Here is a 20,242-nt window from a genome sequence, read left to right as displayed (position 1 = left end):
GCGTGAAGATGGAGCCGTGCACATCTTCCCCGACGCCGCCGTCTGGCGATCCTGGCTGGCCGCCCACCACGACTCGGAGACGGAGGCGTGGGTGGTGCTGGCCAAGAAGGGCACGACGGAGCCGACCGGCCTCGGCTACGAGCAGGCGCTGGAAGAGGCGCTCTGCTTCGGCTGGATCGACGGCCTGACCCGTCGCCGCGACGCCGGCACGTACCTCCAGCGCTACACCCCGCGCCGGCCGCGCAGCAGCTGGTCGCGCACGAACGTCGAGCGGGTGGCGCGGCTGCGGCAGGAGGGCCGGATGGCCCCGGCCGGCCTGGCCGAGGTCGAACGGGCCCAGGCGGACGGCCGCTGGCACACCACCTGACCCCCGGCGCTGGAACACCGCCTGACCCGGCGCAGTGTCGCTGAAGCACCGCCTGACCCGGCCGCCGGAGCGTCGTTCGACCCTGGGCGAAACCTTGGTCAAGTCCTGCGGCGACCTTGCCCCGCAGGACGGCTCGCCGCCGGGTGCCGGAGGCCAGGCTTGCCGTGACAGGTTCCGGCCTCGGGCAAGACAGGCAGGTTCTCATGGTTGGACGATCCGCCGCCGCCTTCGCGCTGATCGGCGTCCTGGCGTGGCCCGCGCCCGCGTACGCGGTGACGCTGGAGCAACGGCTAGCCGCGCTGTCCGCGTTCACCCAGCCCACCGCGCTCAGCGCCGTGGCCTGGCACGGCGCCTGGGCCGACCCGGGCTCGTGGACGGCCTACGGCTTCGACTGGTCCACCGACCTGTGCTCGCGCAGCCCCGACCAGCCGCTCGGGTACGACTTCCGCATGCCGTGCGCCCGCCACGACTTCGGCTACCGCAACTACAAGGCCGTCAACCACTTCCCGGCCAACAAGGGCCACGTGGACGAGGCGTTCCTGTACGACATGAACCAGGTGTGCGCCGGCTACGTGGGCGCCCGAAAGGCCGCCTGCGACCGGCTCGCCTGGTCGTACTACCAGGCGGTCCGCCGCCTGGGCGGCTTCGACCTCAGGACCGATCCCGCCGTCTGAGCCCCGCCACCTGCGGTGGGGAAGTTTGGCGCTCCAGTTGCCCCCACTGGAGCGATGCCAGGTTAGTGGCCGATCGTCCGTTTTGTACAGGTTTCGCGACATGTTCCTTCCTGCCCGCGCACCCCATCCTCGTACGTTGACTTTATGTAGTCAATCGATTACTAATCGTGGAGTCAGTGTTCGCGGCAGGAAGGATCCACCTCGTGCGACGTGCTCTCACCGGCCTCGCCCTCGCTTGTTGCGCCCTCGCGCCAGCTCTCCCGGCCCAAGCAGCGGTCCCGGCCGGCAACGCGCCCTCCTGTGTGGTCGTCTGGCAGACCGCCGGCACGATCACCAAGACCGGATACGCGCGCAACGACTGCGGCCGGACCCTGCGCCTGAAGATCATCTGGGCGCGCGGCACCGACGGCGACTGCCGTACCGTCGAATCGGGCGGCACGATCTGGTCCAAGGTCGCCCGGGGCGTCAGGACGTTCGACGGCGCCAGCAGCTGCTGACCCGCCTCCGCGTCCTCCGGCTCCCCGCCTCCCGGCGGGGGCCGGCTCAAGGGCGGTTCCTCCTGGTACGGAGGTGCGCGGCGCCGACCTCCGGCAGGGGACGCGGGAAGCGCCCGGCGGACAGCCAGGCCGCGCCCGAGATGTCGGCGGGCACCCCGACGTTCTTCAGCCGGCCGACGAACTGCCTGCGCGACTTCGCGGAGCCGTCGAAGAGCACGTGATCGACCCCCGCGAGGTCACTCGGCCACCTGAGCGTCCCGAAGTCGACGAACAGCGTGCGCCGCCGGTTGAGCGCCCACGCGTACCCGGCCTCGAACAGCACGTTCGGCCGCGGCTGGCCGGACAGGCGCTCCGGCACTTCCGCGAGCGCCGGATGCAGGGCGGCGACGTCGTCGGGGGAGAAGAACACGACGGTCGCGTACGACATCCGGAACCCCGCGTCGAGGATGTCCGTGGCGTGCCGCCCCTCCCGGCGCGCCCGCAGCCGGGCCGCGTCCCAGTCGACCACTTCGACGCCCAAGGAGCCGAGGAAGACCTTCATCGCGTCCACGGCTTCGTACCAGCGCCCGTGCGCGAGAAACACCTTGCGGCGATTGCGCCATCTCACGGGTCAGTGGCCTTTTCGCGGAGGTTGGGCGGGAAAGATGAATTCACTCAGGCTCGGGCCACCTCGGTCGCCCGTTCTCGTCTCGCTGACCGACAACACCTCGATCCAGTCCGGCGTCGGCTGGGAGAGGGCGTTGTTGCGTTCCTCCAGAATGTCCACCGTTTTGTCGATCGCCTCCTCCAGGTCTTTGTCGTCGATGATCGGGGTCGCGCTGTTCGACTTGGCTTCGATGACGCTGAGCAGAATCTCCATCTCCAGGGGGTCGGCATTGGAGATGTGCCGCAGGACGTCACGCAATTGCTGGGGGCTCATCTTCTTCTTCACGCGCGGTGCCTCCCTCCACCTGTCGGACGCAGCGACCGCAGCGGCTCGCGCAGGCTCGCGCGCGCCTTCTGCAGATGACTGCGCACGGTCGACTGGCTGATCCGCAGAGCCGCGGCGATGCTCTTGACATCGTGATCCAGGAGGTAGTGGCGGATCACCACCTCCGCCTGGCGTGGCGGCAACCGGTCCAGCGCCCTGCGGACCAACGTCGCGTCGATCACCTGCTCGTCGGGAAACTCGTGCGCGAGCCGCGCTCCGGGCGGCTCGTCCTCCCGGGTCAGATCGGTGACCTGCTCCTTGCCCAGCTTGCGCGACTGGAGCCGGCGCAGGAGGTTGGCGGCGATGTCGATCACGTATGCCGTGGGTTGGTCGGCGGCGCACACCTTCTGCCAGTGGCGCAGCGCGAGCACCATCGCCTCCTGGGAGATGTCGGCGGCCAGGTTGTCGTCCGGTGTGCGCCGGCGCATGATCTCCAACAGGGCCGGATAGGTCTCCTTGAAGAAGGTGGAAAAGTCGCCGAGCAGACAACTCATATGAGCGCTCGGCGAATCCGACGCGCCCATTGTCCGCGGCAGGTCGAGTTCGTCGGACCGGCGCGGGCCACCGGTGTCCCGGGGAGGGGTGGCCAGCAGGACGGGCGCCACGTCGTCGCCCGTCGCCTCGTCGCTTGTTTCCGCCAAATTCCTCGCTCCTAGCGTGTTTGCGTACGGGGCGTTACCCCTCCGCGGTCGTTCGGCCACGGGACGACATCGTCCCGACACCCCATAGAGTCCGCGGCGACAGGGAAACGTCTACCCGAAGGTGACGCATCGATGAACTTTTCTTTGTTCGGTGCGTCGCATTCATGTACCAGTCGCAATGCACGCTACAAAAAGAGCTTTTCGCCCAATAAAAAGAGTGTTTCGCGTTATTGGGCGGAATTTGGCGGGTGGGATCAGTGCGCGCGATACCAGGCGAGGGTGGCGGCCACGCCCGCCGCGTGCGGGGTGACCTCGACCGGGCCGAACGCCGTGCGGAAGGCCGAGTCGTCGGCGACGAACGGGCGGTCGCGCTGGTACCACGTCTCGCCCAGCGCGCGCACGGTCGGGTTGACCAGGCCGAGGAGGCGCTGCGTGCCGCGCCCGAGGCCGGCGCTCTTGGGGGCGCCGCCGGCTTCGGCCCAGACGAGGTCGAGGAAGGCGCGGCCGGTGATCGGCTCGGCGGCGGGCAGGTGCCAGGCGCGGCCGTCGGCGCTGTCGTGCTCGCCGAGGGTGACCAGGGCGGCGGCGATGTCGGGCAGGTAGGCGACGGTGTGGGGCTGGTCGAGGTCGCCGACCCAGCGAGCGGTCTTGCCGGCCAGGGCGGCGGCGAAGATCGTCGCGCCGATGGTGGTGTTGGTGCCGCCGGGGCCGTAGTAGTCGGAGGCGCGTCCCAGGGTGGCGCGGACGCGGCCGGCGCGGTGGGCGTCGAGGATCAGCGCGTCCACCGCGGCGCGGGCGCGGCCCTGGGGGTTGGTGGCGGCGTGGGGCAGGTCTTCGGTCATGGGGCCGGTGACGGGTCCGTAGACGTAGAGGTTGTCGGCCATGACCAGCTTGGCTCCCGCGGCCTCGACCCCGGCGAGCACGGAACGGGTGAAGGCGGGGAACTCCTCGGCCCAGCGCTCGTACTTCGGCTGCGCGCACTGGTAGACGACGGCGGCATCCCGGCAGGCGGCGACCGCGCCCTCGGCGGTGGCGACATCGGCGGCGAAGCCGTCACCCGAGGTGGGGTGGCGGCTGACGGCGCGGACGTGGTGGCCGCGGGCGGTGAGTGCGGCGACGACGGCCGAGCCGATGGCGCCGGTCGCGCCCAGAACCACGTGCAGGTCTGACATTTCGGATGCCTCCTTGTTGCCAACCCTAGTCACATGCGCACCGCCATGATCAGCGGCCCCCGTACCGATGGATCCCTATATTTCAAAAGATGGGCCACTCTCGTCCTATATATGGGCATATGTCGCTTTCCTTCGTCCTCGCCCGGGCAGACGAGGTAAAGGACGGCGCCTCCACGAGGCGGAACCCGGATAGAGGGGAACTCTCCGATGACCTACCATCACGCACCCCGCGCGACCGGCTGGGTCGGCTGGGTCTGGTTCGGCGGGGCCATGATGATCATGGCCGGGCTGTTCAACGTCATCACCGGCCTGGCCGCGGTCTTCGCCGAACGCGTCTACGTGCAGACGTCCGCCCGCCTGCTCATCTTCGACGTCACCACCTGGGGCTGGGTACACCTCGTCCTGGGCGTGCTCGTCCTGGCCACCGGCGTCGCCGTCATGGTCGGCCAGAACTGGGCCAGGGTCGTCGGCGTCGTCCTGGTGATGCTGAACGCCCTCACCCAGCTGACCTGGATAGCGGTGAACCCTTGGTGGTCACTCGCCGTCATCGCGATCGACGTGCTCGTCCTGTACGCGCTCATCGTCCACGGACGTGAGGCCAGGCTTGACTGAGCTCAGCGGAGATCCTTGGCGTAGCAGAAGACCTGGGGCTCGCCCACGTACCTGCCGTAGGGCGCGGTCGCCGCGTAGCCGGCGCTCTCGTAGAGGGCGATGGCCTCAGGCTGGCGGAAGCCGGTGGCCAGGCGCAGCCGGTCGTAGCCCATCTCGGCCGCCAGGCCCTCCAGCGCCTTCAGCAGCGAACGGGCGATGCCGCGCCCCCTGTGCCCGGGGGCGACGTACATGCGCTTGATCTCGCCGGTCGTGCCCTCGGCCGGCTGGACGGCGCCGCACCCGGCGGCGAGGTCGTCGACCACCGCCACCAGGAACCTCGCCTCGGCGTGCACGGCCGAACGGCCCTCGGGCCCGTACTTTTCGACCAGCTCGCCGAAGGCCGCGTCGATCAGGGCGGCCAGGCCCGCGTCCGTGACGGGACGTTCCACGATCCGCATGCGGGCGAGCCTAACGCCCCCTCGGACCGACGCCCGCCCCCGCCCCCGCCCGCCGCGACAGGCCGGCCGGCGGGGTCAGGGGTGCGGCCGGTCAGGCGCTGTCCGGGCCGTAGAAGGCGGCGATGTCCTCCGATTCGAGCCACCGGCCGTAGGTGGCCGACTGCGGCCAGCCCTCGGGCGAGTCCTGCCACTCCTCCTGCCGCCCGTACGGCAGCAGGTCGATCAGCGCGAACGTGTGACTGAGCTGCTCGGTGCCGCGCCCGCTGGTGTGCCAGGTGCGGTAGACGGTGTCGCCGTCGCGCAGGAACACGTTGACCGCGAAACCCCCTCCGGGCGGCGCGCCGACGTCGGCGCCGAACGGGCTGTTGGCGGTGGAGTACCAGGTCATCTTGTTCCCGACCCGCCGCTTGTAGGCGAGTGCCTCGTCGATCGGGCCCTGGGTGACGATGACGAAGCGGGCGTCGTAGTTGTCGAGGAACTCCAGCCGGGTGAACTGCGAGGTGTACCCGGTGCAGCCCCCGCACTGCCACTCCTTGTCCGGGAACCACATGTGGTTGTAGACGATCAGCTGACTCTTGCCCGCGAAGACGTCCGCGAGCCGGACCGGGCCGTCCTCGCCGTCGAGGACGTAGTCCGGCATCCGCACCATGGGCAGACGGCGGCGCTGCGCGGCGATGGCGTCGAGCTCGCGGGTCGCCGCCTTCTCCCTGGCGCGCAGCTCGTCGAGCTGCTTCTGCCAGGTCTCGGCGTCGACGACCGGCGGTAGTGCGTTGATGCTCATGAGTTCTCACTCCTCGTACGTGTCGTCCGGACGAAGAGGTAGACCCGGCGGGACTGGAAAACTCATCGGTGCGGCGGCCGGGATCACTCCCGGCGCTCCCGCCCCTCCCCGCCCGGCCGTCCGAACAGCTTGTCGAGGCTGCGCCGCTCGCGTTTGGTGGGCCGGCCCGCGCCCCGGGCGCGTACGGCCACCGTCACGACCTCCTCGCGCGGCGGAGGCGGAGGGCTCTTGTCCACGTAACACTCGGCGGCCACGGCGGCGCCGACCCGCTTGGCGATGATGCGGGAGACGACCACGATGCGTTCGCGCCCGTCGTGCCGCAACCGGATCTCGTCACCGATCCGGACGGCGTGCGCGGCCTTGACCCGCACCCCGTTGACCCGGACGTGACCGCCCCGGCAGGCGTCGGACGCGACGGAACGGGTCTTCGTCAGCCGGACCGACCAGATCCAGCTGTCGACCCGTGCGCTCACCTGCTCCTCTGCCACCCTGCCACTGTACTGACCGCCGTCGAACGCCGTCGATCGCCGGAAGGCCCGGCCGGAGCGCCGCCGTCGATCGCTGGAAGGTCCCACGCGGCCGGAATACCGCCGCCCCGGCGGGGGATGCATCCCGTCATGGTCCCCCTGAGGCGGGCGTTCCACGCCGCCATGCTCACCCTGGTCTTCCTCCCGCTCGTCGCCGCCTTCACCGTGCCGCCGGCGGGTGCGGAGGCGCGCAAACGTCCCAAAACAGTGTCAGCGGCCCTGGCCAAGCGCATGCTCGGGCAGCTCAAAGTGGCCAGAGCCCTGTCCATCCGGGGTTATCACCGCCAGAAGTTCCACCCGCACTGGCCGCACCGCAAGGGCGCGTGCAGCACCCGCGAGCTGGTCCTGGCCCGCGACGGCCGCCGCGTCCGCCGCAACGCGGCCTGCCATCCGGTCAAGGGGACCTGGTACAGCCCGTACGACGGCAGGCGGCTGAAGAGCGAGCGGCAGGTGGACGTCGATCACGTGGTGCCGCTCGCGTACGCCTGGCGGTCCGGCGCCAAGCGCTGGAGCCCGGCCAAGCGGCGCGCCTTCGCCAACGACCTCACCCGCGCGGAGCTGCTGACCGTCAGCCACTCGGCCAACATCGCCAAGGGCGGCCAGGGCCCGCAGAGCTGGCGTCCGTCCCGCCGCGCGTACTGGTGCCGGTACGCGACCTCCTGGATCAGCGTGAAACACCACTACCGGCTCTTCGTGACCAGGAACGAGCGCCGCGCCCTGCTCAACATGCTCCGCACCTGCTGAGCGAGTTACGGTTCCGGGCGTTCGACGACGGCCGCGCCGGCCATCTGGGCCCGCGCGGCGCGCCGCTCTCGTCGGCGCAGGACGAGTGCCAGGACCAGCATCGCGAGGAAGATCGGCACCATCACCGCCCCGTAGATCTTGTAGATCAACAGCGGATCGTCCCCGGCGAGCCCCGCCCAGTCCCAGACACCGTGCAGGACGATCGCGACCACCAGGCCGGCGAGGACGAGGCCCGTACGCGCAGCCCGGCCGGGCCGGCCGGCGGCCGCGGCGACGCCGAGCCCGAGCAGGGCGACCATGAGCGGGTGGAAGAACGGCACCAGCACCGCGCGCAGGATGAGACTGGCCCCGAGCAGGGCGACGGCGTTCACGTCGGGCGAGTCGGACGCGGTGTAGGTGGTGACGGCGCGGCCGAAGTAGAGCACGTTCTCCGTGAGGGAGAAGCCCGCGCCGACGAGCCCGGCGTACACGATGCCGTCGAGCAGGCCGGTGAGCTGGTCGCGGCGGCGCGTCAGCAGCCACACCAGGAACAGGCCCTTGAAGACCTCCTCGGTGACCGGAGTGATCACGAGCGGCCGGAACCAGGCGCCGAACTCGGTGCCCGCGGCGGTGTCCACCAGGGCCTGCAGCGCCTGCTGCGACCAGAGCGAGCAGAAGGCGGCGATCGAGGCGCCCCACCCGAACGCCGAGGCGGTCAGGTGGCGCGGACGTCCGCGCCTCCAGCGGCCGAGCCAGAGGAACGCGCCCGCCACCGCGCCCGTGACGAGAGCCGACAGCGGCAGGCCGAACGCCACCCCGTCCAGGCCGATCTGTGTGCCGACCCAGATGATGGAGCTGAGCCAGGCGGCACCCGCCGCGACGGGCCAGAGCACCCATGCCCGGCCGCCGCGCGCCGGGCTCGTCGATGTTCGCATCGCGGTTCCTCGTCTCCTTCCGGCGCCCGCGTTGTGCGGTCGCCGGTCGAAGGAGACACCGTGCCGTTACGGCATACTCAAATCGGTCAGCCGCGACGAGGGGTCGGCCTGGGGCCTGAGCACGCGTTTCCGTCTGGCGCGCGGTGAGGAGGCCGGCATGGGATGGAGCACGCGGGACGTCGCGCGGCTCGCCGGGACGACGCTGCGCACCGTCCGGCACTATCACGAGATCGGCCTGCTCGACGAGCCGGAACGGCTGCCGAACGGCTACAAGGTCTACCGCACCGAGCATCTCGTCCGGCTGCTGCAGATCCGCCGCCTGACCGGGCTCGGCTTCTCGCTCGCCGCCATCGCGGCGATGGAGGACGGGGCCGACGACCTCGACGAAGCCCTGAGCGCCGTGGACGACGAACTGGCCGCCACGATCACCCGGCTGGCGGAGGCCAGGCGGGAGATCGCGCAGCTACGGCGCCGGCCGGTGCCCACCGACCTGCCCTTCGCCATCTCGGCCGCGGCGACCGACGCGCGGCTCTCGCCCGCCGACCGGTCGCTGTTCGCGGTGATCTCCCACGTGGTCGGGGAGGACAACACCGAGCACTGGCAGGCGCTGCTGCGGGATTACGAGCGGGACGAGGTGGCCGACGAGTTCGACGCGCTCGCGCCGGACGCCGACGAGGAGACGCGCGAACGGATCGCGCGGCACCTCACCCCGCGGATGATCGCCCTGAGCGAGCGGCACCCGGGGCCGCCGCGCACCGTCGATCACGCGGCGCAGGGCCGGCACGCGGCGGCCGGCACGCTGTTCGACGCGATCCGCGACCTCTACAACCCGGCCCAGCTCGACGTGCTCGCCCGCATCTGGAAAGAACACGGCTGACCCGGCGGTTCAGGGGGTGAAGGGGCCCTTGCCGGTGAAGACGAGGCGGGCGAAGTTCTCGGCGATGCGGCGGTGGCCGTCGGGGCCGGGGTGGATCTCGTCGGGCAGGGGGAACTCGGCGTAGTCGCTCTCGCCGTAGAGGTCGCGGCCGTCGAGGTAATGCAGGTTCGGGTCGTCGGCCGCCCGCTGTTCGACGATGCGCGCCAGTTCGGCGCGGATGACGTTCAGGGTCAGCCGCCCGGCGGCGCGCTCGGCCGGATCGCCCGTGGCCTTGAACCGCAGGGTCGTGCCGTCGTAGTCGGGCGCCAGCGGGCCGGGGGTGTCCTCCTGCACCGGGCACAGGATGGGCGACACGACCAGCAGCGGAGTGTCCGGATGCCCCTCGCGGACGGTGTCGAGGAAGCCGTGCACAGCCGGGGTGAAGGCCCGCAGCCGCATCACGTCGCCGTTGACGATGTTGATGCCGAGCTTGAGGCTGATCAGGTCGGCGGGGGTGTCCCTGATCGCGCGGGCGGTGAAAGGATCGAGCAGCGCGCTGCCGCCGAACCCCAGGTTGACCAGCTCCACCCCGCCCGCGGCGGCGGCCAGGGCCGGCCAGATCGCGGTCGGGTGGGTGGCGTTCGAGCCGTGGCTGATGGAGCTGCCGTGGTGCAGCCACACCCGGCGCCCGTGGTCGCGGGCCGGCTCGATCGGGGAGTCGGTGCGCAGGGCGATCAGCTCGGTGATCTCCGTGTGCGGGAGCCAGATCTCGACGTCCTTGTCGCCGGCCGGCAGCCCGGTGAAGCGGGCGGTTCCGGGCGGCCCCTCGGTCAGCTCGACGGCCTGGGTGAACATGTCGGTGATCGTACGGAGCCTGCCGCCGGTCACCGTGGCCTGAGCCGCCAGCTTGCCGTCGGCCACCAGGTCGTAGACGCCGTCCGCCGGGGTGGGGAAGCCGCGGTAGGCCCGCTTGGTGGGCAGGGTGTCCAGCTCGACGGTGGTGGCCGCGGTGCGGAAGACCACCCGTACGCCGGAGGGTTGCGCCTGCGCCGTGGCCGTCTGATCGTCGGGGATCTGCCGGCGCGCCCGTGCGGGCAGCCGGTGCGGCAGCAGGCCGTGCGCGGTCGGCTCCACGTCGAGTTGGCCGCGCAGGAGGTCCGGGGTGACGGGGGTGGTGATCCAGTCGGGTTCGGTGCTCATTCGCCTCAACCTGTCGTACGGTACGTCTGCTTTCCTAACAAGTTTAGGCAATTAGGTCTAGTGCTTAGGAAGGTCGTCTCCGTACCCCTCCTTCCTGAGCGCCCGGCGGTAGGAGGCGTCCATGAAGCGGCGGAGCAGCCTGGAGAACACGGCCAGCACGCGGGCCGGCCGGCGCAGGGCCGGTTTCGCGGCGCCGAGCTGCTTGGTCGTCAGGGCCATCAGCTCGGAGCGGGTGGCGGCGTCGGCGCGGACGGCGTCGTCCCAGAGGTCGGCGGCGGCGACGGCCCGGCTGGGCGTCACCTCGGCCCGCTCGACCGTGACGACGAGCGCGGCCGCCGGGACGGCGCTGCCCAGCGCCATCCCGGCCAGCAGGTCGGGGTCGTCGGTGACCAGGGCGGTGCCGCTGATGTGCAGGACGTCGGTACGGCCGGGAATCAGCAGCGCCGCGGCGAACCCGTCGTCGGTGAGGAGGTTGTGGAAGGTGTCGGCACGCTTGTTGCCGCGCCGGTCCGGGATGACCAGCGTGTGCCCGTCGATCGCCTGGACGAAGCCGGGCAGGTCGCCGCGCGGGCTCGTGTCGCTGCCGCCGTCGCGGTCCCACGAGGACACCACCGCGAACGGCGATTCCGCCAGGAATCCGGCGATCTCCGTACCGGACAGTGGTCCTTCAGTGATGTCGGCGCGGGCCGGCGTTCCTGTGGCGGGCGGTGGGTCGCTGGTGACGGACGGCTTCCAGAGGCGGGAACGGAGTATCGCCCGTGCGCAATGGACGTAGGCCTGGCTGACGGCGATCACGATGCGGCCGTTGGAGCGTTCCGCGACCGAGCCGTTGACCCGGAGCGTCTCGCCGACGCCGGGAAGGAGGAAGACGAAGGAGACCGGGCCGGAGGCGTCCGCGTCGCAGGCGAAGGCGAACCGCGTCGGTGACTCGACCACGGCGAATCCGGGCCCACCGCCGACCACCGTCGACCGGGGACGCCCGTCGGCGTCGCGGTAACCGAAGCCGGCCAGCGGCGCGAGGTCGAGCATACGCCTGGCGGCGTCGTCCAGCTCCGCCAGTTCCTTCATCAGCACGAGCGACGCCGGGCGTCCGATGATCGTTTCGAGCTGGGCGGCGGTCGTGATCCGGTGGCGCGCGGCGGTGTTGTCGCGCGGTCCTGATTCGCTCGTCGCAGGCGCAGGCGCAGGCGCAGGCGCAGGCGCAGGCGCAGGCGAGGGTGAGGGGCGGGGTGCTGTGTGCATGGTGAGGAAGCCTTTCGCTGGCGGTATCGGGACAGGGGAGGGCCCGGGTCCGCGTCGGCTCACGTTCGCGCGGACCCGTCAGGGTGCGTTCTCACTCGTGCGGCGCGCCAGCGGGCAGGCCGGGAGTGTCGAGCAGGGCCTTGAGTGCCTGGACGTGCCCGGCGTAGGAGCGCCGTCCCTCGGCGGTCAGGCTCACCCAGGTCTTCACCCGGCCCCGCCCGGTCGGCTTGGAGACCGTGACGTAGCCGGCGTCCTGCAGCACCTTCACGTGCTTGCTCAGCACGGAGTCGGCCACGCCGAGCACCTCGCGCAGCGCGGCGAACTCGGCGACGGAGGAGGCGGCGAGCAGCGCGCAGATGCGCAACCGGTTCGGCGCGTGGATCACCTCGTCGAAGCCGGCGCTCATGCGCCCGCCCGTGCGGTCACGTCGAGCCGCCCGTTCATGCGCCAGCCCGCAACTGGGCCCGCAGGGCGACGTCGAACCGTCGCCCCAGGGAGATGACGGCCGCGAACGCCACCACGGCCAGGCACCACACCGGCCATCGCAGGTCGGTGAAGGAGCCGACGCCGAAGGCCGCGACGTTCGACAGGATCGTCAGCAGGCCGGTCGCGCCGATCCACCGCCCGGCGGGGCCCGCGTGGAACCCGGACACCCAGAAGCCGGTCAGGCGGCGATAGGCGGCGGCGATCGCGGCGCAGCCGGCGAGGAGCAGCACCACGCCGCCGATCCTGACCGGGGCGCCGCCGAGTCCGACGGCGAGAACGCAGCACGCCAGCAGCAGCCCGAAGCTCGGGTGATACCACCAGGGAGGGGTCAGCCGGTCGGCGAGGGCCGCGCGCACCTCGGCGATGGCGGACAGGCCGTCATGACTTTCCATGGTGGAAAGTCAATCACTTTCCGTCTTGGAAAGTCAATGGGAGGGAAAGTCTCCGGTTCCTCCGTCGCGTGACGAGCCCGGCCAGCCAAGCCCGGCCAGCCCAGCCAGCGCAGTCCGGCTCGGGCAGCGCCTGGACATACCGGGGATATACCGCCGCTTCGTAGGCTCCCCGTTGATGACAATGGAGATCGGGTACCTCGGGCCCTGGCAGGTCACGCTGGGCGGGCGACGGGTGGGGCTGGTGGGCCGGCGCCGTGTCGCCGTACTGACGCGTCTGGCCTTGGACGCCGGCCGGCCCGTCACCATGCAGCAGCTCGTCACCGACGTCTGGGGACAGAGCTCGACCGCCACGGCCGGCAAGCAGCTCCACATCGTGGTGTCGAAGCTGCGCGACGCGCTCACCCCCGACACCATCGCGACCGTGCCCGGCGGCTACCTGCTGGACCTGCCCCGCGACCGGGTCGACGCGCACCTCTTCACCCGGCTGGCCGGCCAGGCGCGGGCGGCGCGCCATCAGCGTGAGCCGGGTACGGCCGACGCGTTGTTCCGGCGGGCGCTGGCCCTGTGGCGGGGGAGCGCCCTGGCCGAAATGGCCGACCCGTGGGCGCGGATCGAGGCCAAGCGCCTGGAGGAGGAGCGCATGGCCGCCTTCGAGGATCACATCGAGCTGCGGCTGGCCAGAGGAGAGCAGCACGGGGTGGTGGCCGACCTGACCCCGTACGTCCTGGCTCATCCGCTGCGGGAGGGGCCGCGGGCCCAGCTCATGCTGGCGCTCTACCGGGCGGACCGGGCGTCCGAGGCGCTCGCGGTGTACCGGGAGGGGCACGTTGCCATGGTGGAGGAGCTCGGCCTCGAACCGGGCGCGCGGCTGCGCCGGCTGCGGCAGGCCGTCCTCGACGGCGACCCCGCGCTCGAACTCGGCACCCCTGAGCAGTCCGCCACGATCGTCCCCGCCGAGCTGCCCGCCGGCATCCAGTCGTTCACCGCCAGGCAGGAGGAGGCGGAGTGGTTGCGGGAGGCGCTGCTGAGCACGGGCGTGGCGGTCGTGGACGGGCCCGGCGGCGTCGGCAAGTCGGCGCTCGCCGTCCACGTCGCGCACACGATGGCCGGGCGATTCGGCGATGGCGTCGTCTACGTCGACCTCAACGGCGCGACCCCCGGCGTTCAGCCGCTCTCCGTGCTCGACGCGCTGGGTCACCTGCTGCGTTCACTGGGGCTGGACGGCACCGCCGTACCGGCCGATCTGGACGGAGCGACAGCCCGTTACCGATCGCTCACCAAGGCGAGCGACCTGCTCGTCATCCTCGACAACGCGCTCGACGCCGGCCAGGTGCGGCCGCTGATTCCGGCGGGCGCCGACTGCCGGGCCCTCATCACCTCCCGCGCCGCGCTGAGCACCCTCGACCGGGCCCGTCACCTGCACCTTTCCGGGCTCGGCGATCGCGATGCCGTCACGCTGCTGGCCAGGATCGCGGGTCAGGAGCCCGTCGAGCGCGAACCGGAGGCCGCCGCCAGGATCGCCGAGCTGTGCGGCGGCTTCCCCCTGGCCATCCGGATCGCCGGCGCCCGGCTGGCGGCGCGGCCTGGCCGGCGGCTCGCCGACCTCGCCGATCGCCTGGCCGACGCCACCCACCGCCTGGACACCCTGCAGTACGCCGACCTGGCCGTACGCGCCGGTATCGCGGTGAGTCACCAGCACCTGCGCGAGGAGAGCGGCGGCGGCCACGACGCCGCGCACGTACTGCCGCTGCTGGGCTTGCTCGACACGCCCACCCACACCCCGGCCGCCACGGCCGCGCTGGCCGGCTGGCCCGAGGCCCGCGCGGAGGCGGCGCTCGAACGGCTCCACGACGCCCGGCTGCTGGAGGCCGCGGGGCCCGGCCGGTACCGCTTCCACGACCTCATCCGCCTGTACGCCCGCGAGCAGGCCGGCGAACTGCCCGGCCAGGACGGCGCCGCCGCCCTCCGCCGCGGGCTGCACCACTACCTGGCCTCGGCCAACACCGCCACGCAACGCGTGCACTCCCAGGTCCAGGAGCCCTACTACGCGGCGGAGCAGCCCGGCGTCGCCTTCACCGGCGCGCAGGAGGTCCGCGAGTGGACCGAGGCCGAGCGCGACAACCTGCTCGCCGTGGCGCACCAGGCGGCCGAGTCCGCCGACCCGGACACCGCCATCGGGCTGGCGCTGAGCCTGCACTGGCCGTTCAACTACCGCGGCTGGGTCACCCACCTGACCGACGTCCACCTGAACGCGATCGCGGTGGCGGCGCGGTGCGGAGACTGGGCCGGCCAGGCGCAGGCGGCGACCTTCCTCGGCTGGGTCTACCGCGACCAGGGACGTCACGAGCAGGCCGTCGAGCAGCTGAAAGAGGCCGTCGTGTACTGGGGGAAGGCCGGTCTGCCGCACCGGAGGATCGGCGCCTTCAACAACCTCGGCATCATCCACACGCTGCAGGGGCAGCTCGACCTGGCCCGGATCAACTTCGCCCGCGCCACGGAGATCGCCGAGAAGACGGGCGACGTCTACGCGCGGAGCGCGATCCACAACAACGGCGTGCACCTGCTCTACCGGCAGGGCCGGTTCGAGGAGGCCATCGCCCAGGCGAAGACCGCCGTCGTGGAGTGGACCGGCAGTCTGTACGTGGAGGGCGCGTCCCACGAGACCCTGGCCCGCGCCTACCTGCACGCGGGCCGCCTCGTCGAGGCGGCCGACACCTTCCAGGTCGCGCTGACCCTCCTCCGCGAAGCCGGATACCGCATCGGCCATGCGGTGGCCGCCTGGTGGTGCGGCCACACCCTGCACGAGCTGGGCCGGCCCGCAGAGGCGCGCCGGGTCTGGCGCGACTGCTTCACGAGCCTGCTGGAGGCCCGCCTCCTGACCCGCGCTGAGGTGGACGACCTGCTCGATCAGCCCGTCCCCGAGATGCCCGGGCCGATCGGAAACATGCTCTGACCTGTCCGCGCGTCAGCGGCCCGGGTGGACGTACTGGTTGTAGCGAGTCGTGGTGTTGACGCAGTAGAAGTCATGATCCTTGTTGTAGACGCACAGCTCCAGGGTGACCGCCGAGATGGCCCGGGAGCGGGAGAGGGTCACGTCTGCGAAGTTGTTCCCTTTGTCGGCGCAGCCGTTGGTGTCCTTCCTCCAGGAGCCTGTGAGCCAGCTTCCGGTGGTGTATTTCCATACGATTCGCGCCTTCACCGGAAGATTGTCGCCGGGGCAGAGGTCGCGCACCAGGATGTCCCGGAAGACGACCTTCGTGCGGCTGACGAAGTCGACGGTCGCCCGGGCGTAGCCGTTGCCGCCGCTCGGGCGTTGCGTGCGGCCGGAGGTCACTCCGTCCCTCGCCTGCGCCGGGCTTGCCACCAGCAGTCCACTCAACATCGCGATCGCCAGTGCGGCGCCCAGAGTGCGGGTCTTCAACGGTCCTCCAGCAAAGAGACGGCCTGGTTGGCCATGAACCCTAGGGAGGATCCAACTGATGATCAACCCTGCGTTCGAACGGTGAGACGCCCGGTGAGCCGCGGCGGGCGGCGGAGCGGTGCCGGCCGCGGCGGTGCCGGAACGACGTTCCGTTCAGCTCACGTCCGGCGCAGGGTGGCGATGCCGGCCAGGAAGATGTCGACGCCGGCGAGGAACTGGTCGCGGTCGTCGTGCTCGCGCAGGCGCGTCGCCGCCTCGTGCACGAAGGGGTAGCGGCCGGGGTCCAGCTCTGACCACTGCTCGGCGACGCCGGCCAGGAAGTCGGCCCGGCCCGTCCCCTGGTCTGTGCCCCGCCCTGTGCTGCGCTCTGTGTCCTTCGGGCCCCGGCCTGGGCGTGCGGCGTTCTGGGCGGCGACGCCGAGGACGTAGTTCACCAGGGCGCCGGCCGCGTCGAAGCGTGCTCGCTCGGGGACGGCGAGCGCGTGCAGCAGCCTGCCGACGCTCTCGTAGAAGTCGAGCAGCGCGGGCCGCCACGGTTGCCTGGACAGCTCGGCGCCGACCCACGGGTGGGCGTCGATCGCGTCGAACAGGCCCAGCGCGACACCGCGCAGCGCTTCCCGCGGGCCGGCGGCGACGACCGCGCCGGCCAGCACGCGGGCGATCACGTCGTCGGCGGCCGCCGCGAGCAGGTCGTTCTTGTCGGTGACGTGATGGTAGATCGCCCCGTAGCCGGTGCGCAGGCGGAGGGTGAGCGCACGCAGCGTCAGCGCGCTCTCGCCGCCTTCGTCCAGCAGGTCGATCGCGGCCTGGACGATCACCTCCCTGGAGAGCCCGTCGGTCCGCCGTGGGGCCCGCTTCGCCGTTCGCTTCACCATGGGCCCAGTCTGGCATGGATGGATTGCCGATCCAAAGTCGTGCTAGCGTCTTGGATTGACGATCCAATCTTGGGAGTTCGACATGACGACACCGATCACGATCATCGGAGCGGGGCTGGGCGGCCTGCTCCTGGCCCGCGTGCTGCACGTGCACGGCATCCCGGCCGCGGTCTATGAGGCAGAGCCCTCGGCGGACGCGCGCCGCCAGGGCGGGCTGCTCGACATCCATCCGTGGAACGGCGAGCCGGCACTGGAGGCGGCCGGTCTCGCCGAGGAGTTCCGCCGGCTCGTCCTGCCCGGCCGCGAGGCGTACCGGATCATGGACAGGACCGGGACCGTGCTGCTCGACCGGCCCGACGACGGCACCGGCGCGCGCCCCGAGGTGCCGCGCGGCGCGCTGCGGCAGACGCTGCTCGACGCGCTGCCCGAAGGCACCGTCCGCTGGGGGCACAAGGTCACGGGCGTGCGGGCCCTCGGCGAAGGCCGGCACGAGGTCACCTTCGCCGGCGGGGCCACGCTGGTCACCTCCCTGCTCGTCGGCGCCGACGGCGCCTGGTCACGCGTGCGGCCGGTGCTGTCGCCCGCCGTCCCGCGGTACATCGGCGTCTGCGTCGTGGAGACGTTCCTGTACGACGGCGACACCCGCCATCCCGCCGCCGCGAAGGCGGTCGGCGCCGGGTCGCTGTTCGCGCTCGCGCCGGGCAGGGGACTGCTGGCCCACCGCGAGGGCGGTGGCACGCTGCACGTCTACGCGCAGCTCGGCAAGCCGCTGGACTGGCTGGCCGACCTCGACCTCGACGATGCCGCCGCCGTGACCGCGCGGGTCGTCGCGGAGTACGACGGCTGGGCCCCCGCGCTCGCCGCGCTGATCGCGGAGAGCGACACCGCGCCGATCCTGCGCCGCCTGCACGCGCTGCCGTCCGGGCACCGCTGGGACCGCGTGCCGGGGGTGACCCTGCTCGGCGACGCCGCCCACCTCAGGCCGCCGGACGGCGAAGGCGCCAACCTGGCCATGCAGGACGGCGCCAGGCTCGGCCAGGCCCTCGCCGCGCATCCCGGTGACGTGGAGGCCGCGCTCGCCGCGTACGAACAGGACATGTTCGCCCGCGCCGCCGCCGCGGACTCGGAGGACGACATGTACGCGGTCATGCTCGGCGACGACGCGCCGCACAGCCTGCTCGCCCACATGGCCGAAGGCGAACAGGCTTCGGCGTGAGCCCCCATCGAGCCTGAGCCGCCGCCCTGAGTAGCCGCCTTCACCCGGCGGACGGCTGCGGCCCCGCCAGCGCCGAGCCGTAGTTCTCCAGCGCCAGGTACAGGTTCAGGTGCGGGTGGCGGCTGCCCACGGCGACGTCCCGCCAGTACCGCTGCAGCGCGTTCGCCGTGTTGAAGCCGCTCGAACCGTGCAGATCGAGCATCCGGTCGAGCGCGGCGCGGCAGTCCTGGCCGGCGCCGGCCAGCTCCATGCGCAGGCGGGAGAAGTCGGCGTCGGGCACCCCGTCCGCATCCGCCGCGCGGGCCACCGCGAGCATGGTGCTCTCCGCGCGCCGCACCAGGTGCGTCGCCTCCGCCAGCCAGTGCCGGGCGCCGGGAGATTCGCTCATCCTGGTGTACGAGGTCATGAACGGCTTGCGGTCCGAGGCGAACATCGCGTCGATCGTGTCGAGCGCACCCCTCGCGGCGCCCACGACCGGGCCGAGCACCGTCATGGTGTAGAAGATCAGATCGCCGCTCCCGAACGGGCCCGACGCCGCCACCCGCTCGGCCGGCACCAGCACGTTCTCGGCGACCAGGGTGTGGCTGCCCGTGCCGCGCATGCCGGCCATGTGCCAGTTCCGTTCGATGACCAGGTCGGCCACCGGCAGGACGGCGAAGGAGTACCGGCCGTCCACCATGAGGGCGAGCACGGTCCACGCCGCGTCCTCGCACCCGGAGATGTTCGGCCAGCGGCCGTTGACGCGTACCCCCTCGGGCACCCGCTCGCCCGTGGCGGCGGGAACGCCGCTGCCGCAGAACAGCGCGTCCGGATCGGCGAAGACCTCGCCCGGCACCGCGTCCCCGGAGAAGACCCCGGCGACGATGTTCTTCGACGTCGCACACGTGCCGGCGACCCAGGCCGTGGACGGGCAGGCCCGGCCCAGGTCGCTCAGGCCACGGGCGAGGGCCTCCGCGCCCGCCCACGTCCCCCCGTACTTCGGTGGTGTCCGCAGCCTGAGAGCTCCGAGCTCGCGCACGGCGTCCAGGCTCTCCGCGGCGGGACGGTCGTCCTGCTCCGTCTTCCCGGCGTGGGCGCGCAGGATGCCGCTGGTCTCACTCTGCGAGAAGTCATCGATCACGGCATCGATCCCACCACCGTCCCCGTGCGCGGGACCATACGTGAACCGTGCCGGGCCATACCCGTTTGTGCGGATAGCATCGTCAGGGTGGACCTGCTCAGCGAGGTGATTCGCACCGTACGCGTCGGCAGCGCGACCGGCCGCGTGATCAGGCAGTCGGGCCCCACGGGGATCCGGTTCCCCGCCTTCGACGGCAGCGGGATCCACATCCTGCTGCGCGGCTCCTGCTGGCTGATCACCGAGGACGAGGAGCCGGTCGCGTTGCGGCCCGGCGATGTCGTGCTCACCTCCTCCGGCGCCGCGCACGGGCTGAGCCGCGTGCCGCATCCGCTCGCCGGCCTGCCGCTCGTCGACATGAGGCCGCTCCCGCCCGCGCCCGGGCCGTTCGACTTCGAGTTCCTGTGCGGCTGCTACCAGCTCCAGCACGGCCATGCGCCCCAGTACCTCCGCGTGCTGCCCGACCTCATCGCGGTGTCACCCGACTACGCCGCCCACCCCGAACTGCGGGCGCTGGTCGAACTCCTCAAAGCGGACAGGTCGGGCGGCGCTCAGATGGGCGCAGGGGCGACCCTGCCCGCGCTGCTTGACCTCGTCCTGGTCCACGTCCTGCGCCAGTGGCACGAGCAGCAGGGCGCCGCCGGCTGGCCGGACACCCACGACCCGGCCATCGCCGCCGCGCTGCGGGAGATCCACGAGCACCCGGAGCAGCCGTGGACGGTCGAACGCCTCAGCGAGGTCGCGGGCCTGCCCAGAACGGCGTTCACCAGGCGTTTCACCACCGAGGTCGGCCGGCCGCCGATGAGCTACCTGATCGGCTGGCGGCTGAGCCGCGGCGCCCGGCTCCTGCGCGAGACCGACGCGCCGCTGTCATCGATCGCGCGGCAGATCGGCTACGCGAACGAGTTCGCCTTCTCGGGCGCCTTCAGCCGCGAGTACGGCGTCTCACCCAGCCGCTTCCGCGCCGGCCAGGCCGCCGTCCGCGGTCAGGAGGCCGCGTCCGGCACCGGCTGACCGGGGCTGTCGGCTGTGTGGCGGCGATCACATGCGGTGTGTGGATTCGTCCACAGATGATCGGATCGCCTCTCCGTAGTGTCTGTC

At 71.8% G+C, this 20,242-nt stretch carries 24 protein-coding genes; 9 read left to right on the top strand and 15 right to left on the bottom strand.

Features of this window, described 5'->3' with window-relative positions; all coding sequences use genetic code 11:
- Positions 1-16 precede the first annotated feature (16 nt).
- The 3 genes from B0I32_RS54190 to B0I32_RS54180 all read left to right on the top strand — a co-directional run bounded on the left by B0I32_RS54190 (position 17) and on the right by B0I32_RS54180 (position 1,538).
- Positions 17-367, top strand: coding sequence for a YdeI/OmpD-associated family protein (locus B0I32_RS54190; protein ID WP_106253167.1), 351 nt, complete (start codon positions 17-19; stop codon positions 365-367).
- 203 nt (positions 368-570) lie between these two features.
- The gene (locus B0I32_RS54185; RefSeq protein ID WP_106253166.1) at positions 571-1,041 is read left to right on the top strand and encodes a phospholipase; all 471 of its coding nucleotides are present in this window, start codon (positions 571-573) and stop codon (positions 1,039-1,041) included.
- A 203-nt stretch (positions 1,042-1,244) separates the two neighbouring features.
- Positions 1,245-1,538 (top strand): hypothetical protein, encoded by a 294-nt coding sequence (locus B0I32_RS54180; RefSeq protein ID WP_146178715.1) that lies wholly within the window; start codon positions 1,245-1,247, stop codon positions 1,536-1,538.
- Between the two features lie 46 nt (positions 1,539-1,584).
- On the opposite strand, the gene B0I32_RS54175 is transcribed toward B0I32_RS54180, so the two are convergent.
- The 4 genes from B0I32_RS54175 to B0I32_RS54160 all read right to left on the bottom strand — a co-directional run bounded on the left by B0I32_RS54175 (position 1,585) and on the right by B0I32_RS54160 (position 4,321).
- A complete protein-coding gene (locus B0I32_RS54175) occupies positions 1,585-2,145 on the bottom strand; it encodes a TIR domain-containing protein (protein ID WP_146178714.1) in 561 nt (186 codons plus the stop codon).
- Between the two features lie 3 nt (positions 2,146-2,148).
- Positions 2,149-2,469 (bottom strand): hypothetical protein, encoded by a 321-nt coding sequence (locus B0I32_RS54170; RefSeq protein WP_106253160.1) that lies wholly within the window; start codon positions 2,467-2,469, stop codon positions 2,149-2,151.
- On the bottom strand, positions 2,466-3,113 hold the full coding sequence (locus B0I32_RS54165) for an RNA polymerase sigma factor (protein WP_146178713.1): 648 nt from the start codon (positions 3,111-3,113) through the stop codon (positions 2,466-2,468). Before B0I32_RS54165 ends, B0I32_RS54170 begins: the two co-directional genes overlap by 4 nt.
- A 290-nt stretch (positions 3,114-3,403) precedes the next feature.
- The gene (locus B0I32_RS54160; RefSeq protein WP_106253157.1) at positions 3,404-4,321 is read right to left on the bottom strand and encodes an NAD-dependent epimerase/dehydratase family protein; all 918 of its coding nucleotides are present in this window, start codon (positions 4,319-4,321) and stop codon (positions 3,404-3,406) included.
- A 207-nt stretch (positions 4,322-4,528) separates the two neighbouring features.
- Between B0I32_RS54160 and B0I32_RS54155 the strand changes: the two genes are divergently transcribed.
- Positions 4,529-4,933, top strand: coding sequence for a DUF7144 family membrane protein (locus B0I32_RS54155; RefSeq protein ID WP_106253155.1), 405 nt, complete (start codon positions 4,529-4,531; stop codon positions 4,931-4,933).
- A gap of 2 nt (positions 4,934-4,935) precedes the next feature.
- On the opposite strand, the gene B0I32_RS54150 is transcribed toward B0I32_RS54155, so the two are convergent.
- From B0I32_RS54150 to B0I32_RS54140, 3 genes are all read right to left on the bottom strand, one after another.
- Positions 4,936-5,370 (bottom strand): GNAT family N-acetyltransferase, encoded by a 435-nt coding sequence (locus B0I32_RS54150; protein WP_106253153.1) that lies wholly within the window; start codon positions 5,368-5,370, stop codon positions 4,936-4,938.
- Positions 5,371-5,461: 91 nt separating this feature from the next.
- The gene (locus B0I32_RS54145; protein WP_106253152.1) at positions 5,462-6,151 is read right to left on the bottom strand and encodes a DUF899 domain-containing protein; all 690 of its coding nucleotides are present in this window, start codon (positions 6,149-6,151) and stop codon (positions 5,462-5,464) included.
- A gap of 83 nt (positions 6,152-6,234) precedes the next feature.
- Complete coding sequence (locus B0I32_RS54140; RefSeq protein WP_245956707.1) at positions 6,235-6,639, bottom strand: RNA-binding S4 domain-containing protein; 405 nt, start codon at positions 6,637-6,639, stop codon at positions 6,235-6,237.
- Positions 6,640-6,768: 129 nt separating this feature from the next.
- Here B0I32_RS54140 and B0I32_RS54135 point away from each other — a divergent pair, with 129 nt between their 5' ends.
- Positions 6,769-7,422, top strand: coding sequence for an HNH endonuclease family protein (locus B0I32_RS54135; protein WP_106253148.1), 654 nt, complete (start codon positions 6,769-6,771; stop codon positions 7,420-7,422).
- Between the two features lie 5 nt (positions 7,423-7,427).
- Here B0I32_RS54135 and B0I32_RS54130 read toward each other — a convergent pair whose 3' ends face one another.
- A complete protein-coding gene (locus tag B0I32_RS54130) occupies positions 7,428-8,336 on the bottom strand; it encodes a PrsW family intramembrane metalloprotease (RefSeq protein ID WP_106253147.1) in 909 nt (302 codons plus the stop codon).
- Between the two features lie 157 nt (positions 8,337-8,493).
- Here B0I32_RS54130 and B0I32_RS54125 point away from each other — a divergent pair, with 157 nt between their 5' ends.
- Positions 8,494-9,213, top strand: a complete 720-nt coding sequence (locus tag B0I32_RS54125; protein WP_106253145.1) for a MerR family transcriptional regulator — start codon at positions 8,494-8,496, stop codon at positions 9,211-9,213.
- A gap of 9 nt (positions 9,214-9,222) precedes the next feature.
- Here B0I32_RS54125 and B0I32_RS54120 read toward each other — a convergent pair whose 3' ends face one another.
- From B0I32_RS54120 to B0I32_RS54105, 4 genes are all read right to left on the bottom strand, one after another.
- Positions 9,223-10,392: a GDSL-type esterase/lipase family protein gene (locus tag B0I32_RS54120; protein ID WP_106253143.1), complete on the bottom strand. Its 1,170-nt coding sequence runs from the start codon at positions 10,390-10,392 to the stop codon at positions 9,223-9,225.
- 57 nt (positions 10,393-10,449) lie between these two features.
- Positions 10,450-11,460 (bottom strand): pyridoxamine 5'-phosphate oxidase family protein, encoded by a 1,011-nt coding sequence (locus B0I32_RS54115; protein ID WP_181308860.1) that lies wholly within the window; start codon positions 11,458-11,460, stop codon positions 10,450-10,452.
- A gap of 265 nt (positions 11,461-11,725) precedes the next feature.
- Positions 11,726-12,040 (bottom strand): transcriptional regulator, encoded by a 315-nt coding sequence (locus B0I32_RS54110; RefSeq protein WP_106253140.1) that lies wholly within the window; start codon positions 12,038-12,040, stop codon positions 11,726-11,728.
- A 34-nt stretch (positions 12,041-12,074) separates the two neighbouring features.
- Positions 12,075-12,512, bottom strand: coding sequence for a hypothetical protein (locus tag B0I32_RS54105; protein ID WP_106253138.1), 438 nt, complete (start codon positions 12,510-12,512; stop codon positions 12,075-12,077).
- Positions 12,513-12,687: 175 nt separating this feature from the next.
- Between B0I32_RS54105 and B0I32_RS54100 the strand changes: the two genes are divergently transcribed.
- Entirely contained in the window at positions 12,688-15,465 is a 2,778-nt protein-coding gene (locus tag B0I32_RS54100; protein ID WP_181308858.1) for an AfsR/SARP family transcriptional regulator, read from the top strand.
- A gap of 12 nt (positions 15,466-15,477) precedes the next feature.
- Here the strand turns inward: B0I32_RS54100 and B0I32_RS54095 are convergent, their stop codons facing one another.
- Both B0I32_RS54095 and B0I32_RS54090 read right to left on the bottom strand, forming a co-directional pair.
- Complete coding sequence (locus tag B0I32_RS54095) at positions 15,478-15,933, bottom strand: hypothetical protein (protein WP_146178712.1); 456 nt, start codon at positions 15,931-15,933, stop codon at positions 15,478-15,480.
- A gap of 158 nt (positions 15,934-16,091) precedes the next feature.
- Positions 16,092-16,808 carry a TetR/AcrR family transcriptional regulator gene (locus tag B0I32_RS54090; protein ID WP_106253134.1) on the bottom strand — a complete coding sequence of 239 codons (717 nt, stop codon included), beginning with the start codon at positions 16,806-16,808 and terminating at the stop codon, positions 16,092-16,094.
- Positions 16,809-16,890: 82 nt separating this feature from the next.
- Between B0I32_RS54090 and B0I32_RS54085 the strand changes: the two genes are divergently transcribed.
- Positions 16,891-18,024 (top strand): FAD-dependent oxidoreductase, encoded by a 1,134-nt coding sequence (locus B0I32_RS54085; RefSeq protein ID WP_106253132.1) that lies wholly within the window; start codon positions 16,891-16,893, stop codon positions 18,022-18,024.
- A 40-nt stretch (positions 18,025-18,064) separates the two neighbouring features.
- On the opposite strand, the gene B0I32_RS54080 is transcribed toward B0I32_RS54085, so the two are convergent.
- Positions 18,065-19,144 carry an acyl-CoA dehydrogenase family protein gene (locus B0I32_RS54080; protein WP_219912516.1) on the bottom strand — a complete coding sequence of 360 codons (1,080 nt, stop codon included), beginning with the start codon at positions 19,142-19,144 and terminating at the stop codon, positions 18,065-18,067.
- 87 nt (positions 19,145-19,231) lie between these two features.
- Between B0I32_RS54080 and B0I32_RS54075 the strand changes: the two genes are divergently transcribed.
- Positions 19,232-20,155, top strand: a complete 924-nt coding sequence (locus B0I32_RS54075; protein ID WP_106253131.1) for an AraC family transcriptional regulator — start codon at positions 19,232-19,234, stop codon at positions 20,153-20,155.
- The last annotated feature ends 87 nt before the right edge of the window (positions 20,156-20,242 follow it).

The organism is Nonomuraea fuscirosea (assembly GCF_003001935.1).
GTDB lineage: Bacteria > Actinomycetota > Actinomycetes > Streptosporangiales > Streptosporangiaceae > Nonomuraea > Nonomuraea fuscirosea.
The sequence above is the reverse complement of the archived record's forward strand: the minus strand, read 5'-3'. Positions and strand labels throughout refer to the sequence as shown.

What these genes read in the sequence shown, in the direction of transcription:
- B0I32_RS54185 (WP_106253166.1), top strand. Translation starts at nt 571, where the DNA reads ATGGTTGGACGATCCGCCGCCGCCTTCGCGCTGATCGGCGTCCTGGCG.
- B0I32_RS54160 (WP_106253157.1), bottom strand. Translation starts at nt 4,321, where the DNA reads ATGTCAGACCTGCACGTGGTTCTGGGCGCGACCGGCGCCATCGGCTCG.
- B0I32_RS54155 (WP_106253155.1), top strand. Translation starts at nt 4,529, where the DNA reads ATGACCTACCATCACGCACCCCGCGCGACCGGCTGGGTCGGCTGGGTC.
- B0I32_RS54150 (WP_106253153.1), bottom strand. Translation starts at nt 5,370, where the DNA reads ATGCGGATCGTGGAACGTCCCGTCACGGACGCGGGCCTGGCCGCCCTG.
- B0I32_RS54145 (WP_106253152.1), bottom strand. Translation starts at nt 6,151, where the DNA reads ATGAGCATCAACGCACTACCGCCGGTCGTCGACGCCGAGACCTGGCAG.
- B0I32_RS54135 (WP_106253148.1), top strand. Translation starts at nt 6,769, where the DNA reads ATGGTCCCCCTGAGGCGGGCGTTCCACGCCGCCATGCTCACCCTGGTC.
- B0I32_RS54130 (WP_106253147.1), bottom strand. Translation starts at nt 8,336, where the DNA reads ATGCGAACATCGACGAGCCCGGCGCGCGGCGGCCGGGCATGGGTGCTC.
- B0I32_RS54125 (WP_106253145.1), top strand. Translation starts at nt 8,494, where the DNA reads ATGGGATGGAGCACGCGGGACGTCGCGCGGCTCGCCGGGACGACGCTG.
- B0I32_RS54120 (WP_106253143.1), bottom strand. Translation starts at nt 10,392, where the DNA reads ATGAGCACCGAACCCGACTGGATCACCACCCCCGTCACCCCGGACCTC.
- B0I32_RS54115 (WP_181308860.1), bottom strand. Translation starts at nt 11,460, where the DNA reads ATGAAGGAACTGGCGGAGCTGGACGACGCCGCCAGGCGTATGCTCGAC.
- B0I32_RS54110 (WP_106253140.1), bottom strand. Translation starts at nt 12,040, where the DNA reads ATGAGCGCCGGCTTCGACGAGGTGATCCACGCGCCGAACCGGTTGCGC.
- B0I32_RS54105 (WP_106253138.1), bottom strand. Translation starts at nt 12,512, where the DNA reads ATGGAAAGTCATGACGGCCTGTCCGCCATCGCCGAGGTGCGCGCGGCC.
- B0I32_RS54100 (WP_181308858.1), top strand. Translation starts at nt 12,688, where the DNA reads ATGACAATGGAGATCGGGTACCTCGGGCCCTGGCAGGTCACGCTGGGC.
- B0I32_RS54090 (WP_106253134.1), bottom strand. Translation starts at nt 16,808, where the DNA reads ATGGTGAAGCGAACGGCGAAGCGGGCCCCACGGCGGACCGACGGGCTC.
- B0I32_RS54085 (WP_106253132.1), top strand. Translation starts at nt 16,891, where the DNA reads ATGACGACACCGATCACGATCATCGGAGCGGGGCTGGGCGGCCTGCTC.